Origin of the sequence: Paenibacillus xanthanilyticus, from assembly GCF_042682185.1 — a bacterium.
Lineage (GTDB): Bacteria > Bacillota > Bacilli > Paenibacillales > Paenibacillaceae > Paenibacillus_Z > Paenibacillus_Z xanthanilyticus.
Genome location: NZ_JBHUHA010000002.1, coordinates 728862 through 743484 on the forward strand (window position 1 = coordinate 728862; position 14623 = coordinate 743484).

The 14623-nt window shown below is 58.0% G+C and carries 12 protein-coding genes; all 12 read right to left on the minus strand.

The features are described from left to right. The gene (pstA, locus tag ACFSKT_RS20290) at positions 1 to 888 is read right to left on the minus strand and encodes a phosphate ABC transporter permease PstA (RefSeq protein WP_377718396.1); all 888 of its coding nucleotides are present in this window, start codon (positions 886 to 888) and stop codon (positions 1 to 3) included. After that, a complete protein-coding gene (gene pstC, locus ACFSKT_RS20295) occupies positions 885 to 1811 on the minus strand; it encodes a phosphate ABC transporter permease subunit PstC (RefSeq protein ID WP_377718395.1) in 927 nt (308 codons plus the stop codon). The genes pstA (ACFSKT_RS20290) and pstC (ACFSKT_RS20295) overlap by 4 nt, the downstream gene beginning before the upstream one ends. A gap of 98 nt (positions 1812 to 1909) precedes the next feature. Further along, positions 1910 to 2872: a phosphate ABC transporter substrate-binding protein gene (locus tag ACFSKT_RS20300; protein WP_377718394.1), complete on the minus strand. Its 963-nt coding sequence runs from the start codon at positions 2870 to 2872 to the stop codon at positions 1910 to 1912. 202 nt (positions 2873 to 3074) lie between these two features. Then, the gene (gene phoU, locus ACFSKT_RS20305) at positions 3075 to 3734 is read right to left on the minus strand and encodes a phosphate signaling complex protein PhoU (RefSeq protein ID WP_377718760.1); all 660 of its coding nucleotides are present in this window, start codon (positions 3732 to 3734) and stop codon (positions 3075 to 3077) included. Between the two features lie 29 nt (positions 3735 to 3763). Beyond that, positions 3764 to 4537, minus strand: coding sequence for a phosphate ABC transporter ATP-binding protein PstB (gene pstB, locus ACFSKT_RS20310; protein WP_377718393.1), 774 nt, complete (start codon positions 4535 to 4537; stop codon positions 3764 to 3766). A gap of 152 nt (positions 4538 to 4689) precedes the next feature. Beyond that, positions 4690 to 5904: a methyl-accepting chemotaxis protein gene (locus ACFSKT_RS20315; protein WP_377718392.1), complete on the minus strand. Its 1215-nt coding sequence runs from the start codon at positions 5902 to 5904 to the stop codon at positions 4690 to 4692. Positions 5905 to 6017: 113 nt separating this feature from the next. Beyond that, positions 6018 to 6911 carry a phosphate ABC transporter permease PstA gene (gene pstA, locus ACFSKT_RS20320; protein ID WP_377718391.1) on the minus strand — a complete coding sequence of 298 codons (894 nt, stop codon included), beginning with the start codon at positions 6909 to 6911 and terminating at the stop codon, positions 6018 to 6020. Then, positions 6911 to 7858: a phosphate ABC transporter permease subunit PstC gene (pstC, locus tag ACFSKT_RS20325; protein WP_377718759.1), complete on the minus strand. Its 948-nt coding sequence runs from the start codon at positions 7856 to 7858 to the stop codon at positions 6911 to 6913. The genes pstA (ACFSKT_RS20320) and pstC (ACFSKT_RS20325) overlap by 1 nt, the downstream gene beginning before the upstream one ends. Before the next feature lie 111 nt (positions 7859 to 7969). Beyond that, positions 7970 to 8821 (minus strand): phosphate ABC transporter substrate-binding protein, encoded by an 852-nt coding sequence (locus ACFSKT_RS20330; RefSeq protein ID WP_377718758.1) that lies wholly within the window; start codon positions 8819 to 8821, stop codon positions 7970 to 7972. Positions 8822 to 8864: 43 nt separating this feature from the next. Further along, positions 8865 to 10262, minus strand: a complete 1398-nt coding sequence (locus tag ACFSKT_RS20335) for a stalk domain-containing protein (RefSeq protein ID WP_377718390.1) — start codon at positions 10260 to 10262, stop codon at positions 8865 to 8867. Between the two features lie 505 nt (positions 10263 to 10767). Then, positions 10768 to 13002: a putative bifunctional diguanylate cyclase/phosphodiesterase gene (locus tag ACFSKT_RS20340; protein ID WP_377718389.1), complete on the minus strand. Its 2235-nt coding sequence runs from the start codon at positions 13000 to 13002 to the stop codon at positions 10768 to 10770. 518 nt (positions 13003 to 13520) lie between these two features. Beyond that, on the minus strand, positions 13521 to 14513 hold the full coding sequence (locus tag ACFSKT_RS20345; protein ID WP_377718388.1) for an aldose 1-epimerase: 993 nt from the start codon (positions 14511 to 14513) through the stop codon (positions 13521 to 13523). Positions 14514 to 14623 lie beyond the last annotated feature (110 nt).

Below are 14623 nucleotides of genomic sequence, written 5' to 3' on the forward strand. Positions count from 1 at the left end.
CTAACGTGTTGCGGTGAATTTGCGGTGCATGAAGCGGCCGAACCAGCGGGCGCCGAAGTTGAACAGCAGCACGGTCAGCACCAGCACGGCGGAAGCGCCCGCGGCGATCTCTCCCGCATCCGGCGCGAGGCCTTCGCTGTTGATTTTCCAAATATGCACGGCCAGCGTCTCCGCCGGTCGGAATGGATTGAGCGGCGAGAATGGGCTGATCGGATTCCAGTCCGTGAAATCGAGCCGCGGCGAGCTCATGCCGGCGGTGAAGAGCAGCGCGGCGGCTTCGCCGAATACGCGGCCTGCAGCGAGAATCGTGCCGGTAATGATCGCCGGCATCGCGATCGGCAGCATGACCGAGGTGATCGTCTTCCAGCGGGAGAGACCGAGCGCCAGGCTCGCTTCCTTCTGCTCGCGAGGCACGCCGGCCATCGCTTGTTCCGTAATCCGGACCATGAGCGGCAGGTTGAAGACGGTCAGCGCGAGCGCGCCGGAGAAGAGCGAGAAGCCGATGCCCATGATGTTAACGAACACGAGCAAGCCGAACAGGCCGACGACGATCGACGGGAACGACGAGAGCACCTCGACGACGAGACGAATGGAGTTCGTCACTTTGCCGGGCTTCGCGTATTGGCTCATGTAGATGCCGGCGCCAAGTCCTAGCGGAATCGTGATGATCATCGTCAGCACGAGCAGGAACAGCGAGTTGAACAGCTGCGGCCCGATGCCGCCCCCGGCCTTGATCGTCTCTGGCGCCGAGGTGAGGAAGTCCCAGCTGATATGCGATAAGCCGCGGAATAAGATAAAGCCGAGCAGTCCCAGCAGGACGAGTACGATAATGCCGGCGAATAAACAAATGACGACGGTCGCGACTTTGTCGGCGGTTCTAGCGTTCATCGGTGATTTCTCCTCTCCAGCACGCGGACGACGAAGACGAAGACGAAGGTCATCGTGAGCAAAATCAGCGCAAGCGACCAAAGCGCGTTGTTATGCGCCGTCCCGGAAATCGTATTGCCCATGCTGAGCGTAATGGCGCTCGTAAGCGTTGATGCGGATTCGAACAAGGAACGCGGAATATGCGGCGCGTTGCCGATCACCATCTGGACGGCCAGCGCCTCGCCGAACGCGCGCGCCATGCCGAGCACGACGCCGGTCAGCAGCGCCGGCAGCGTCGTCGGCAGGACGATGCGGTAGATCGTCTGCCAGCGCGTCGCGCCAAGGGCGAACGAGCCTTCCTTCAAGCCGCCTGGCAGCGAGGCGAGCGCATCCGTCGCGATGGACGTGATGGTCGGCAAAATCATGACGGCCAGCACGAGCGAACCGGCCAGAATCCCGATCCCTTGACCGGGGAAAACTGCGCGAAGCATCGGCACGATGACGCTTAAGCCCACAAAGCCGTAGACGACCGACGGGATGCCGGCGAGCAGCTCGATGACGGGCTGCATATAGCGTCTGCCTGCCCCGGGCATGATTTGTGTCATGAAGATCGCGGCGCAGCAGCCGAGCGGAGCGGCGATGAGCGCAGCGAGCAAAGACGTGCTGAATGAACCGAAGATGAACGGAAGCGCGCCGAACACGGCCGGTTCGCCCTCCGGATCCCACTTCAGTCCAGTTAGCAAATCTCCGATGTTCACACCGTTCGTAATGAACGTGCTTAAGCCTTTGGAAGCGACAAAATAAACGATAGCCAAAATCGTCGCGATCAGGATCAAAATACAAATGAACGTATATACGCGGCCAACCCATTCTTCTCTGATGTGCGGTTTCATGAATGCGGATTTCGAATTGGTCTTCTGACCTTTCACAGCCGTCTGCTCCATAGTACCTCTCCTTCTTAACTGCCAAGGAGAGGCGAATGGATCGCCTCTCTGGCTTGTGAATGCGTATCGGCCGTCCTAGCGGACCGCCTTCAGTCCGATTACTTCTTCGTTACGGTACCGTCTACCGCGCGGGTAACGGTCATTTTGTTAACCGGGATGTAACCAAGCTCCGTCACGTCGGCGTTTTGCACTTCATCTGTCAGCATGTACTCGAGGAAGGCTTTCGTCGCCGCATCCGGCTCGCCCTTCGTGTACATGTGCTCATATGCCCATACCGGGTACGTGCCGTCGATCACCGTTGCTTCGGATGGTTCAACGCCGTCGTATTTCACGGGTTTTACCGTATCGTCGAGGTACGAGAAGGCCAGGTAGCCGATTGCGCCAGGCGTTTCGCCGACGAGCTTCTTAACCGTACCGGAGGAATCTTCTTGAATGGAGCCTTGCAGGTCTTCCGTTTTCGTGCCGAGCGCGTACGTCTCGAACGTTTTGCGCGTGCCGGAGCTTGCCGGGCGGTTGATGATCGTGATTTTTTCGTCCGCGCCGCCTGCGTCTTTCCAGTTCGTGATTTTACCCGTGAAGATGTCGACCAGCTGCTGTTTCGTCAGGCTGTCTACACCGACTTCTTTATTTACGACCGTCGCCATGCCCACGACCGCTACTTGGTGGTCGACCAGGTCTTTGGCCAGATCGGCTTCCGCGTCTTTGAATTTCTCTTCGGCGAAAATATCCGAGTTGCCGATTTGCGCTTGTCCGCCCGCGACTTGCGTCAGGCCTGTGCCGCTGCCGCCGCCTTGCACTTGGATCGTCACGCCGCTATGCTGCTCCATGAATTTCTTCGATACTTGATCGACGAGCGGCTGCAATGCCGTCGAACCTACTGCCAGGATCGAACCGGAAAGTTCTTCACCGCCGCCTTCAGCGCCGCCTGTCGTTCCGTTATTTGTGCCAGCCTCTTGATTCGCGCCGTTGTTGGCCGCGTTGTTCGTCGAGTTCTTCGAACCACAAGCCGCCAGACTGACCGTCAACACCAGAGCCATTACTACAAGCAACATCTTTTTCATGCTAATGGTTTTCTCCTTCCGTTTCTTGCACGGGTTTATTTGCTTTACATGATTCATTGTAAAAGCTTGTCGTTAAACGGGTATTTTCACTATGTAAACGCAATGTAAATATTTTCGGGAAATGTATGCTTGCCTATGCGGCTTTGTAAATAAAAAACAGCCTGCTTCAGGTTACCCCTCAACAGACTGTTCACACATGCAGCTAGGCGTTAAGTTCCGGTCTCGTGCCGGTGACGAGGTAGACGACGTTCTCGCCGATGTTCGTCGCGTAATCGCCGATCCGTTCGACGAAGCGGCCGACGAAGCTGAGCTGGCTGGCCTGCGCGATCGTCGACGGATTCTCCGCCATGAGCGCAAACAGCTCGCGAATAATTTGGCCGTACAGCTCGTCGACGCGGTCATCTTCCTTCGCCATTTTGTAGGCCAGATCCACATTCTCCGTCACGAAGGCGCGAATCGCGTCGTCGATCATCGACTGGACGATCTCGCCCATGCGCGGAATGTCGATGAGCGGCTTGATCAGCTTCTCGCCGCTGAGGCGAAGCACGACTTTGGCCACGTCGACGGACAGATCGCCCATCCGCTCGAGATCGTTCGAGATTTTGAAGGCGATCAGAATCCGGCGCAGGTCCTTCGCGACCGGCTGCTGGGTGGCGATGAGGCGAGCGCCCAGGTCGAACACCCGCTCGTCGAGACGGTTCAGATCGACGTCGTCTTCAATGACCCGCTTCGCCGCCTCTACGTCCAATTGGCTGAGCGCCCGCAGGGACCGGTCCAGCGCCGTGGAGGCTTTGCGCCCCATATCGAGCAGCAATTCGCGCAAATCTTCAAGTCCATGGTCGAATTCTTTGCGTGCAGTCATCATCATTGCTTGTAACGTCCCCCTCTAATCTAGCCGAATCGTCCGCTAATGTAATCTTCCGTCCGTTGGTCGCGCGGCGTGGAGAATAGCTTCTCCGTCTCGGCGTATTCGACGACTTCGCCGTTCAGGAAGAACACCGTCTGATTCGAGACGCGCGCCGCCTGATGCATATTGTGCGTCACCATGACGATCGTATAACGGTCCTTCAGCTCCTGCGCCAGCTCCTCGATCTTCAGCGTCGAGATCGGGTCCAGGGCGGATGTCGCTTCGTCCATGAGCAGCACGTCCGGCTCGACGGCCAAGGCGCGCGCGATGCACAGCCGCTGCTGCTGACCGCCGGAGAGGCTGAGCGCGGAACGCTTCAGATAATCCTTCACTTCCTCCCACAGCGCGGCAGAACGAAGACTCGTCTCGACGATTTCGTCCAGCTGCTTGCGGCTCGTGATGCCATGAAGGCGAGGACCGTACGCGACATTGTCATAGATCGACTTCGGGAACGGGTTCGGCTGCTGGAATACCATGCCGACCTTCTTGCGAAGCGTTTCGACATCGACCTCTTTCGAATAGATGTCTGCCCCGCCGATGGCGATTTTGCCCTCGATCCGGGTGCCCGCGATCATGTCGTTCATCCGGTTCAACGTGCGCAGCAGCGTGGACTTGCCGCAGCCGGACGGACCGATGAAGGCGGTAATGGCCTTCTCCGGAATTTCCATGGACACGTTCTTGAGCGCGTGGAATGTACCGTAGTACAAATTTAATTTATCGATTTCGATTAACGCTTGCGTATGAGCTGGCGCTTGCATGGCGTTCCCTCCAGTGTGCGGACTTCATTCGGACAACATTGACGCCGCTGTCCAACCTGTACCTATCCTAGCGTCGATATGTCAAAGTCGTATTGATGATTTGTAAACGGAATGTAAAATATCCGTCGGATGCTGCCCAACGCGTTAGAAAGCTAGTTCTCGTGCTCCATCCCGCCTCGCATGGTGTCGATCAATTGGTTCAGCTCGCTGGCGACCCGCTCGGATTGCCGGTATGCGTCGTCCGCCAATCGTCCGATCTCGGAAGCGCTCTTGCGGTTGCCGGCGGCGGCGTGGAACAGCTGCTCGAATGCGCCGGACGCCTCCTGCACGGAGGCCGCGCTGGACAGCGCTTCGTCGCGGCTGGCGGCGACCAGCTCGGCGGTGACCGAGACCGCTTGCAGAACGGTGCGGATCAAGTCGCCGATCTCGCCGGCCGACTGCTTCGTCTGCGTCGCCAGCTTCCCGACCTCGCCGGCGACGACGGCGAAGCCTCTGCCATGCTCGCCGGCCCGGGCCGCCTCGATGCTGGCATTCATCGCCAGCAGGTTGCACTGCTCGGCCAAGTCGCGGATCAGCTTCGACACGGCGCCGATCGCGTCCGCCTGATTCTGCAGCTGCTTGATCTGCTCGACCTGGCGGGCCGTCAGTCCGGAGAGGTTCGAGAAGGCCTCGCTGACTTTATTCAGCTCGCTTTTGCCTTGGAGCGTGTAGTCGACCATTTTCTCCGACATCCGTTCGCCATGACGCGCGGCCTGCAGCACCTCTTCGACCGAACGGTCGATCTCGTGCACCATTCGTTCAGCGCCGGCCATCGTCTTGATTTGCGACTGGGCGCTTTGCTGCTGCAGCAGCCGGGATAAGTTGAGCAGATCCGCCATCGTCAGGATGCCGGCGACGCGGCCGCCTTTCGTGACGATTACGCAATCATATAAGGTGCTCTCCTCGCGTCCGAGCGCCTGATCAAGCAGCTCCTGGTCGGATATTGCCGCCTCGACGACAAGCGGCTGTTCGTCCATCAGCTTCGTAATGCTGCGTTCGAAGAACAGCTCTTTGCCGAATCGCTGCGTCTGGAGCCTGGACAGCCGATGCTTCATGACAAGGCCGAGCGGCTCGTCCGCTTCCGTGCACACGATGACGCACTCGCTATCGGGCGCCGCATTGAACTGCTCGATCACTTCGCTGCACTTGCGCGTCGGCAGCACCATCATGACCGGGCGGATAAACCTTGTATATACGGAGTCGCGGGAACCTTCGGCCGGGCCGCTCACCCTGCTGGCCAACGATTCCCGCTTCTCGTCGTTCACCTTCTTCTTGGCCTCGCTTACGATCGTCAGCCCACGTACCGTCGTTAATACAGCATTGTTCATTCCTGTTCCCTCCATCTCCATCCTCTATCGCTAGTTCCCACTATAGGGAAAGAGCATTATCGGACGTATATGAAAATGTTAACGGAATGTCAAAATGCGTCATATTGTGTCAATTATCGCATCTTCCGCGCGTTCAACCAGAGCGGAATGCGGAACAGCAGATTGATCAGCAGCACGATGAAGACGAGCACGGCCGCCGACTTCTCCGCGATCTCCACCGCATCCGGCACGATCGCTTCGGATTGCACATACCAGAGATGGACGGCTAGCGTCTCGCCCGGCGACAGCAGGTTGAAATCCCACATCACGCCCGAGGTCGTCACCCCGGCCGTCAGGATGATGACGGCGCTCTCGCCGAACGCACGGCCGGCCACGAGGCAGATGCCGGTAATAATGCCATTCAGCGCGACCGGGATGAGCACGCGGCGAATCGTCTGCAGATGCGTGCCGCCCAGCGCGAACGAGGCATGCTTCATCTCCTGCGGCACGGCGCGAATCGCCTCCTCCGTCACGCGGGTAAGCACCGGCAGGTTCAAGAACGCAAGGCTCACCGCGCCGCCGATGATCGTCAAGCCGATATCGAACGCTTCGACGAACAGCACGATGCCGAACAAGCCGAAGATAATCGAAGGAACGGAAGCCAGGCCTTCGACGCAGACGCGCAGGAAGCCGATGAACTTGTTATCCGGCGCGAACTCCGCCAGGTAGATGCCAGCCGCCATGCCAAGCGGTATCGAGATCACGAGCGAGATGATCAGGACATAGAAGGAATTGAACAATGCCGGACCGATGCCCCCGCCTTCCATGATCTCGTCCGGCAGGCCGAGCAGGAAGTCGAGACTTAGTTTCGGCATGCCTTTCTCCAAGATGAGGAACAGGAGACCAACGATGAAGATGATCGTGCAAATGCCGACCGTCCATACAAGGCCGGTGAACAGATTGTTTTTGAGCCGGTTCCCGCTTTTGCGCGAAGACACGAACGGGCTCTTTTGAATGCCAGCGGACATTATCGTTGCACTCCTTTACGCTGCATGAAGCGGATGAGCACGATCATGAGCAGCGAAATCACAAGCAGCAGGAAGCCCATTAAATACAGGGCGTAGTTCCACGTCGAGTCGAATGGCACGTTCGCGATTTGCATGACGATGTTGCTCGTCAGGACGGACGTCGGCTTCAGCAGGCTGTTCGCCAGCTGCGGCGTGTTGCCGATGACCATGACGACCGCCATCGTCTCGCCGATCGCGCGCGCCATGCCGAGGATGCCGGCATACATGATGCCGCTGCGCGCCGCCGGCAGGACGACCTTGAACGTCGTCTGGAAACGGGTGCCGCCCAGCGCGTAGGATGCATCCCGGTACTTCTTCGGCACCGCGGTAATCGCATCGTCGCTGATCCGGCTGATCGTCGGGAGCACCATAATCGTCAGCACGATCGCGGCCGCGAGCAGGCCGTCGCCCATCGTCGTGCCCGTCACGTCGCGCAGCAGCGGGATGAGCAGCGTCATGCCCAGGAAGCCATACACGACGGAAGGAATGCCCACCAGCAAATCGAGCACCGGACGAAGCATGGCGCGCAGCCACGGCGGCGTTACCTCCGCCAGGAAGACCGCGATCAGAATCGAGATCGGCATGGCGATCAGCATCGTCAGCGCGGTCAACGCGAACGTCCCGAAAATAAACACGAACGCGCCGTATTGCTCGTTCTCCGGCACCCATTCGGTCGAGAAGAAGAACTCCATCGGTGAGACGTATTCGAACGTCAGAATGCCGGTGCGGCCCATCAGAAACAGAATCGAGAACAAAATAATGCATACGAAAACCGCGCAGACGACGCAGATCGCCTTGAACGTGCGGTTATAGAACGCGAGCCTCGCCCGGCGTCCGAACGTCTTGCCCGAGCTCGTCTTCAAGCTCGTGCCCAGCTCGGTTGCCGCGGCGCTCGCGGGCGCAGACATCTCCATCATGCTCGTTAAGCCCCTTTCGTTTTTTACAAAATCTTCACGCGAACCCCATAAAAGAAGCCAGCTAGGCACTTTCATCCTAAGCTGGCCGCATGGGAGTTGAAATTACTTCATCGCGGAGATCGGAATAAACTTCAATTTTTTCAGCGAACCGTTCTGGAACGTCTTGCTTTGGATGTATTCGATGAACGCCTTCGTCGCGCCCGTCGGCTGGCCTTTGGTCATGTAATAGCCGTAGCCCCATACTTTGTATTTGCCGTTAATGACGTTCGCTTCGGTCGGCGCCACGTCGTTGATTTTGAGCGCCTTCATTTTGCTCGTGACATAGACGAGGTCCATGTAGCCGATTGCGTTCGGCGTCGTTTCGACGGCCGTTTTCATATCGCCGCTCGACTTAACCTCTTTGTAGTTGTCGCCTTTGGACATGAAGTCCGCGCCGTCCAACGCTTTCATTTGGAAGTTGACGCGCGTGCCCGAGCCGAATGCGCGGTTGACGACGACGATCGACGCGTCGCTGCCGCCGACTTCCTTCCAGTTCTTCACTTTGCCGGAGAAAATGTCTTGCAGCTGCTTGGTCGTCAGGTTGTCGACGCCCACGCCTTTGTTGACGACAGCCGCGAACGGAATGACCGCGACTTTGTGCGCCACTTGACCTTCGAATTTCTTGAAGCCCGGCACGTCTTGGGAAGCGTCCCAGTCAACCGCGCCGATGTCGGCGATGCCTTTGCGCACCGATTGCGGACCCGTAATGGAGCCGGCTGCGGATGCGGAGATTTTCACTTTCGGATTCGCTTTCTTGAATTCCTTGGCGGCTTGCAGCGTGAGCGGCAGGAGCGCCGACGAGCCGTTAATGACGATTTTGCCGCTGAGCTTGCTGGCCGCGCTTGCGACCGGAACGGCCGTAGCCATTACCGCGAGGGCGAGTGTCGTGAACGCCAAACTTTTAAACCATTTCATTTTCATGATTCGTTAAATCTCCTCTCGAATGTAGGGGGTTAAGTTATTTCGTGACTTTCTTCCATTTGCCGCCGTTGTCCACGAGAATCGCGCCGCCTTCGACGACCGCGACCGGCGTGCCTTGGCCTGCTACGATCTCCGACACGTCCTCGGATACCGTATAGAGCAGCTTCGACGTGCCGCCTTGCACTTCGTAGACTTCGCCGCCGGTCGCCGTGGCCACAAGCGCGTATAGCTTATCGCCGGCTGCCGTTGCTTGGATCACGTCTTTGCCATCCAGCAGCGATTTGACGGATTTGTCCGTGCCGACCGCAATCAGGGACGAGGCTTTGTTCTCTTCGGAGCTGATGTAGTAGGCTTGACCCGCGTCCGCCGAAGCGCCGACGAAAATTTTGTCGTCCGTCTTCTCCGTCAGCTTCGCCGGCTTGCCGTCCTTCACGCTCGAATCAAAGACGTACAGCTGCGGCTCGGTACCCGTCATGTCGATCGCCACGTCGTCGCTCTCGACCGGCTTGTTGGCATCGGCCGTGACCGCGCCCGGCTTCGTGACGGAATAGATGAATTTCTTGCCGTCCGCGGATACCGCCAGATCGGCTTTGTAGTCGACTTTATCTTCCAGCACTTTCGTAATCGCGCCATCGGCCGGGTTCAGCTTCGCGATCACCGAGCCTTTGTCGCCTTGCAGGAAATAGATCGCGCTGCTATCCGCCGACCAGACGAGCTCCGGCTTGATCGTGTCGTCGCTGCTTACCTTCGCCGACGATTTCGTCGCCAGATCCAGTACGTAGACCGCGCCGGTCTCGTCCGTGTAAGCCGCTTTCGCGCCGTTTGGCGCAACCGTCAGCGTCGAAGCCGTGCTCGTGCGGAATACTTCCGTGAATTCGCCGGTTGCCGCGTTTACTTTATAATCCACTCGGCTGCCATCTTCCGCCAGCGTGCTGACAAGCAGCGTTTGCGCGTCGATCCAGATCGGATCTTCCGCATCCGCAAGCCGCTTCGTCGTATCCAGCCATACTTTGCCGGACGCATCGGTCGTCTGCTCAATGCCAAGCGCGCTCGCGAAGCCTTCCAGTTCGGCGTAGAACGAGTTGTTCACGTTCACGACCGCCGCGCCCAGTTCGCCCTCTTCGCCGCCGATGCGCACTGTAGTCGAACCGTCCTGCAGCTCGACAAGCACATCGTTCAAGTACGCCAGCACCGTCTTGCCGCCCGTTACCGTGAACGTCGCCCCTGCCGCGACGCCAAGATCGCGGACGGACACGAGCGTCACGCCGTCCTTCACGATCGTGCGAACCGTCGTTAACGCATCGTTCACGTAGAACGTGCTGCTTGTAACTTGCGTGCTTGCCGTCGCCGCAGGAGCAGCCGATACGGCGCCGACCGCGGACGTGCTGACCGCTGCCGCGAGTACGGAGATGATGACCGTTTTCTTCATGGACATGGAATTAGTTCACCTTTCCTCGTTAGAACTGTTTTTGACCTGCCGTTGTCTCTTCATGACCGCCCTCGTTCGTCATTCGCCGATCCTGCCATTGCCTGCCTCACAAGGGGTGTTCCTTATGTACAAGACCGATTATAGGCAAGGTTTGTAAACCGTCTGTTAATCAAATATGTAGTTATTATGAAGGACAAAATCCCGCTTGCAACTTTCCGGACTCCTGCCAATGGCCTAGACTATTCCTCCCCCTTCCCCCTCCGCTGAGGGGAACCAAAGGGCTCTGCCCAAGCGTATGCTCCCGAAGGGAAGGAGGCTAAACCCTCGGGAAGCCGCTGAGCGGGATGACTCGTTACGCGCGGGAGGCCTTACGGGTAATAGTCGCTGCATGTTTAAGGGAACACCTCATGGAGCAACAGCGATACTGGTGTCGTTATTGGAGGCGCGATCGCCTTGCGGCGTTACAAGGTCACGACAAAAAAAGGACCGCCGCTTCGGCAGTCCTTTTGGGTTATCGTATGAGTGCGCTGTCGACGGCGAGGAACTGGCTCTCCAGCTCCTCCGCCGGCAGCGGTTTGCTGAAATAGTAGCCCTGCACTTCGTCGCATAAATGTTCCTGCAGGAACTCATACTGTTCTTTATTCTCGACGCCCTCGGCGATGACGCGCAGGCCAAGGCGGTGCGCCATGACGATGATCGAACCGACGATATCCGCATCGTTGGTGTCCGTCATAATATCGCGGACGAACGATTGGTCGATCTTTAAGCGATGCAGGCCGAAACGCTTCAGATGGTTGAGCGAGCTGTAGCCGGTGCCGAAGTCGTCCATCGCGATTTGTACGCCCAGCTTCCGAAGCCCGTTCAGCGTCATGACCGTCGAATTGACGTCCATCGTCATCGATTCGGTTATTTCGAGCTCGAGGAAGTCCGGCGTCAAGGATGTCTCATCCAGCACGCTCGAGATCGATTCGATCAGATCGCTCTTCGTGAACTGCTTGGCCGATAAGTTAATGGACATGCGCATAGGAGCGTAACCGGCTTCCTGCCAGGCTTTGTTCTGCCGGCAGGCTTCCCTCATGACCCATTGGCCGATCGGCAGAATCAGCCCTGTCTCTTCGGCAAGCGGGATGAACCGGCTCGGCGGAATCATGCCCATCGTCGGATGCTGCCAGCGGATCAGCGCTTCGATGCCGATCAGCTTGCCCGTCTGCGTGTCCATTTGCGGCTGATAGTGCAGCGAGAACTGTTCCTGCTCGATCGCCCGGCGCATCGCGGTCTCCAGCGCCAGCTGGCCGCCGGTGATGATGCGCATATCGGAGTCGAAAAATTTGAACGTGTTCTTCCCGCTCGCCTTCGCTTGATACATCGCGCTGTCCGCCTGCACCATCAGCGTCTCGATATCCGTGCCGTCTTTGGGGTACAGCGCGATGCCCATGCTCGGGGTGACGTGGAATTCGTGCACGCCCAGGATGAACGGCTCCTCGAAAGCCTGCAGAATGCGCTCCGCCACGCCGGCAATCTCGTGTTCATGATGCACGCTGCGCAGCATGAACATGAATTCGTCGCCGCCCATGCGGGCGACCAGATCGTTGTCGCGAATACACGATTTCAGCCTCGTCGCGACTTCCTTGAGCAGCCGGTCGCCTTCGGTGTGCCCGAGCGAATCATTGACCAACTTGAAACGGTCGAGGTCCAAATAGATAAATGCCAGCTGGCCTTCGTCCAAATGCGGCTGCCGGTGCATCTCGTCCTGCGCCGTCTGGATGAACATTCGGCGGTTCGCAAGTCCGGTCAGCTCATCATGGAATGCCATATAGTTAATGCGCGCTTCCGCTTCGTAGCGTTCCGTAATGTCGCGGAACTGTCCGTACGCGCCAATGATGCTGCCCTTCTCGTTCAGGATCGGGCTGGCATCGAACAACCCGACGATGTTGAAGCCCTCCAGGCTAATTTCGATATCCTCGTACAAGGCGCCTTCTGTCAGCACGCGGCCGAAATAATCGCCCAAATGCGGCAGTTCGCAAATTTGCTTGCCGATTAGCTCGTCCCGGCTCAGCTTGAAGTTCTGGGCGGCCAGCTCGTTCACCTCGATAATGAATCCTGATTCATCCGAGATGATGGCGGAGTTCTTCTTCGTGTTCATGATGATCTGATTGAGCACGTTGAGCCGCTTGTTCTGTTCGCGAAGGGTCATCTCCCGCTCGATGGCATCCACCGCCGTCCGGAGGAGATGGATGAGCAGGGGATTATGAAGATGCGCCGACGTCATCAGCAGCACGGCGCCTCGCGCGCCGGTCTCCAAGTATTTGAACGGGACCGCATAACAGGCCAGCCTGTGGAAAAAATGATGGTAGTGATCGTCGCCGATCAGCTGCACGGGACCGCCGCTCATGATCGCCAGACTAACCGCGTTCGTGCCGGAGAGCTCTTCCGTCAGCGCGACACCGGACTTGAAGCCCGCCGCCTCGATCAGCTTCATCATGGTCGAATCGCCGGCGAGCTGCAAGATCACGCCTTCGTTATCGAATACGGCCGCCAGCAGCGGCAGCTCCTCGGAGACGGACAGCTGCATATGCGTAATGAATTCCTGTGTAATGGAAAGCGTCTCCGCGTATTCTTCCAATTTCGCCGCATGCCGTTCGGGATCGCAAGATTGGTATCCCGGTAATTGGTCTGCCTTCAATTGGTAAGCCGCGCATCTGGCAAATGATTCTTGTATGAAGGTAGGCTTTATCGGTTCTGTCATCTCTTGTTGTCCCCCGTTTCCGTTAATCCTGATCGACCGCGCTTGTCGCCACGCGATCTGTTACTTTCTATTTCGACCAAAACCGAACAAGTTTTTACATCAAATCGCAAAATAATTTTATTTTTTCCTCGCCCCATCCCGTCATTCGCCTCGCCCCTTCCTTGTCTACACCTCGCCCCTTCCCCCTCCAGCGGAGGGGAACCAGAGGGAGTCGTCCCTCTGGACTCCCGAAATAAGCCTGCCTTCTACGCGGCCGTCTTCGATGTGTCCTTTCGCAGGGGGCCCGCTTGTCCTTCGGACAGGCTATTGTTCGCGCTTCGTACGTAACGTTGTGCCTTGGGGTGGAATCCTGTTCGATAGAGCGGATGGCTTACTGCGTGCTGACCTTCGCTTTCGTCCGCTGGGGCGGACACGCTTTACTGCCTTTTGAGAGATGGTGCGTTTCTTGCATTCCAATAAAAAACAAAAACTCCGCGCCGGATTGGCGCGGAGTTTTGCTTTTTATTGGTAATTTTCTTTTATTTCACGTACAGGCGAGCGGTCTCTTCCCAAATCTCGCCCGGGGCGAGGCTGAACAGACCGATCTGGTCGCGCGGGAGGTCGACGTGCGGCGCATTCACGAGATTGATCTGCGGCTCCGGGCAGAAGAACCCTTCGGTCGCGCCGTTGTTCCAGATCATCCATTGCTTGTAGGAGGTGCCGACGTCATACACGAGCGTGACGCCTGCTTTGGTGTCGGTCAGCTCCATCCGGTTGCGGCCGTTCTGCGGCACCGCGGTGTAATGGTTGTCCATCTCGCCGAAGAACGGGTAGACGCCCTCGTCGCGCAGCGCGATCTCGTCGGCCGTCAGCGGCTGGTAGGCGCCGGTCGGCAGCATGCGCTCGCTCAGCTCCCAACGCTCGCCGATCGTCAGCTTCACGCGATAATCCTTGGCCTCTCCGCCCGGCACGAACGGCGCGTTGATGGCCGTATGGAAGGCGAACAGGCATGGAAGCTCGGAATCGCCTTCATTCTGGACGAAGATGTGCTGAGACAGGCCGTTCGCGCCGAGCGCGTAGCGCAGCTTGATCGTAAAGCGGTGCGGCAAATACGTATAGACCGGATGGCCTTCGGTGACGTGCAGGGCGGCGACGACGTAGCTTTCGGTCTTCGTTTGGCCGAAGTCCTCCACTTCCCAAGGCGTATCTGCCACGAAGCCGTGCAGATGGTTGCCCGTCGACGTCTCGTTGACCGGGAATTGGTAGACCGTGCCGTTCCACGGGAATTTGCCATCCTCGAACCGGTTCGGCGGATACAGGACCGGAATGCCATGAATCCAAGGCTTGGCCTTAAAGGAAGCAAATTCTTCCTCGGTCGGCTCGTGCAGGAAGCGATTCCCGTTCTCCACGTCGCGGAAGGCGATCAGATTGGCGCCGATCTCCGGAAGCAGCGCCGCCTCGTAGCGGCCCGCGCGCAAGTAGATAGCGCGTTCGCCTTGATAAGTTCCCTCGAAAGCTTTGATTTCGCTCATATGTATACGCTCCTTTGTTAACTTGCTCGAATCTCGCACATCTCGCTGTTCTACTCTACTAGATTACCAAAAAGCGCGGGAACAATGAAGCCGCCAATCCGCTCCGGATT

What these genes read in the sequence shown, in the direction of transcription:
- ACFSKT_RS20300 (WP_377718394.1), bottom strand. Translation starts at nt 2,872, where the DNA reads ATGAAAAAGATGTTGCTTGTAGTAATGGCTCTGGTGTTGACGGTCAGT.
- ACFSKT_RS20315 (WP_377718392.1), bottom strand. Translation starts at nt 5,904, where the DNA reads ATGAACAATGCTGTATTAACGACGGTACGTGGGCTGACGATCGTAAGC.
- ACFSKT_RS20345 (WP_377718388.1), bottom strand. Translation starts at nt 14,513, where the DNA reads ATGAGCGAAATCAAAGCTTTCGAGGGAACTTATCAAGGCGAACGCGCT.
- pstC (WP_377718759.1), bottom strand. Translation starts at nt 7,858, where the DNA reads ATGTCTGCGCCCGCGAGCGCCGCGGCAACCGAGCTGGGCACGAGCTTG.
- phoU (WP_377718760.1), bottom strand. Translation starts at nt 3,734, where the DNA reads ATGACTGCACGCAAAGAATTCGACCATGGACTTGAAGATTTGCGCGAA.
- pstB (WP_377718393.1), bottom strand. Translation starts at nt 4,537, where the DNA reads ATGCAAGCGCCAGCTCATACGCAAGCGTTAATCGAAATCGATAAATTA.
- pstA (WP_377718391.1), bottom strand. Translation starts at nt 6,911, where the DNA reads ATGTCCGCTGGCATTCAAAAGAGCCCGTTCGTGTCTTCGCGCAAAAGC.
- pstA (WP_377718396.1), bottom strand. Translation starts at nt 888, where the DNA reads ATGAACGCTAGAACCGCCGACAAAGTCGCGACCGTCGTCATTTGTTTA.
- ACFSKT_RS20340 (WP_377718389.1), bottom strand. Translation starts at nt 13,002, where the DNA reads ATGACAGAACCGATAAAGCCTACCTTCATACAAGAATCATTTGCCAGA.
- ACFSKT_RS20335 (WP_377718390.1), bottom strand. Translation starts at nt 10,262, where the DNA reads ATGTCCATGAAGAAAACGGTCATCATCTCCGTACTCGCGGCAGCGGTC.
- pstC (WP_377718395.1), bottom strand. Translation starts at nt 1,811, where the DNA reads ATGGAGCAGACGGCTGTGAAAGGTCAGAAGACCAATTCGAAATCCGCA.
- ACFSKT_RS20330 (WP_377718758.1), bottom strand. Translation starts at nt 8,821, where the DNA reads ATGAAATGGTTTAAAAGTTTGGCGTTCACGACACTCGCCCTCGCGGTA.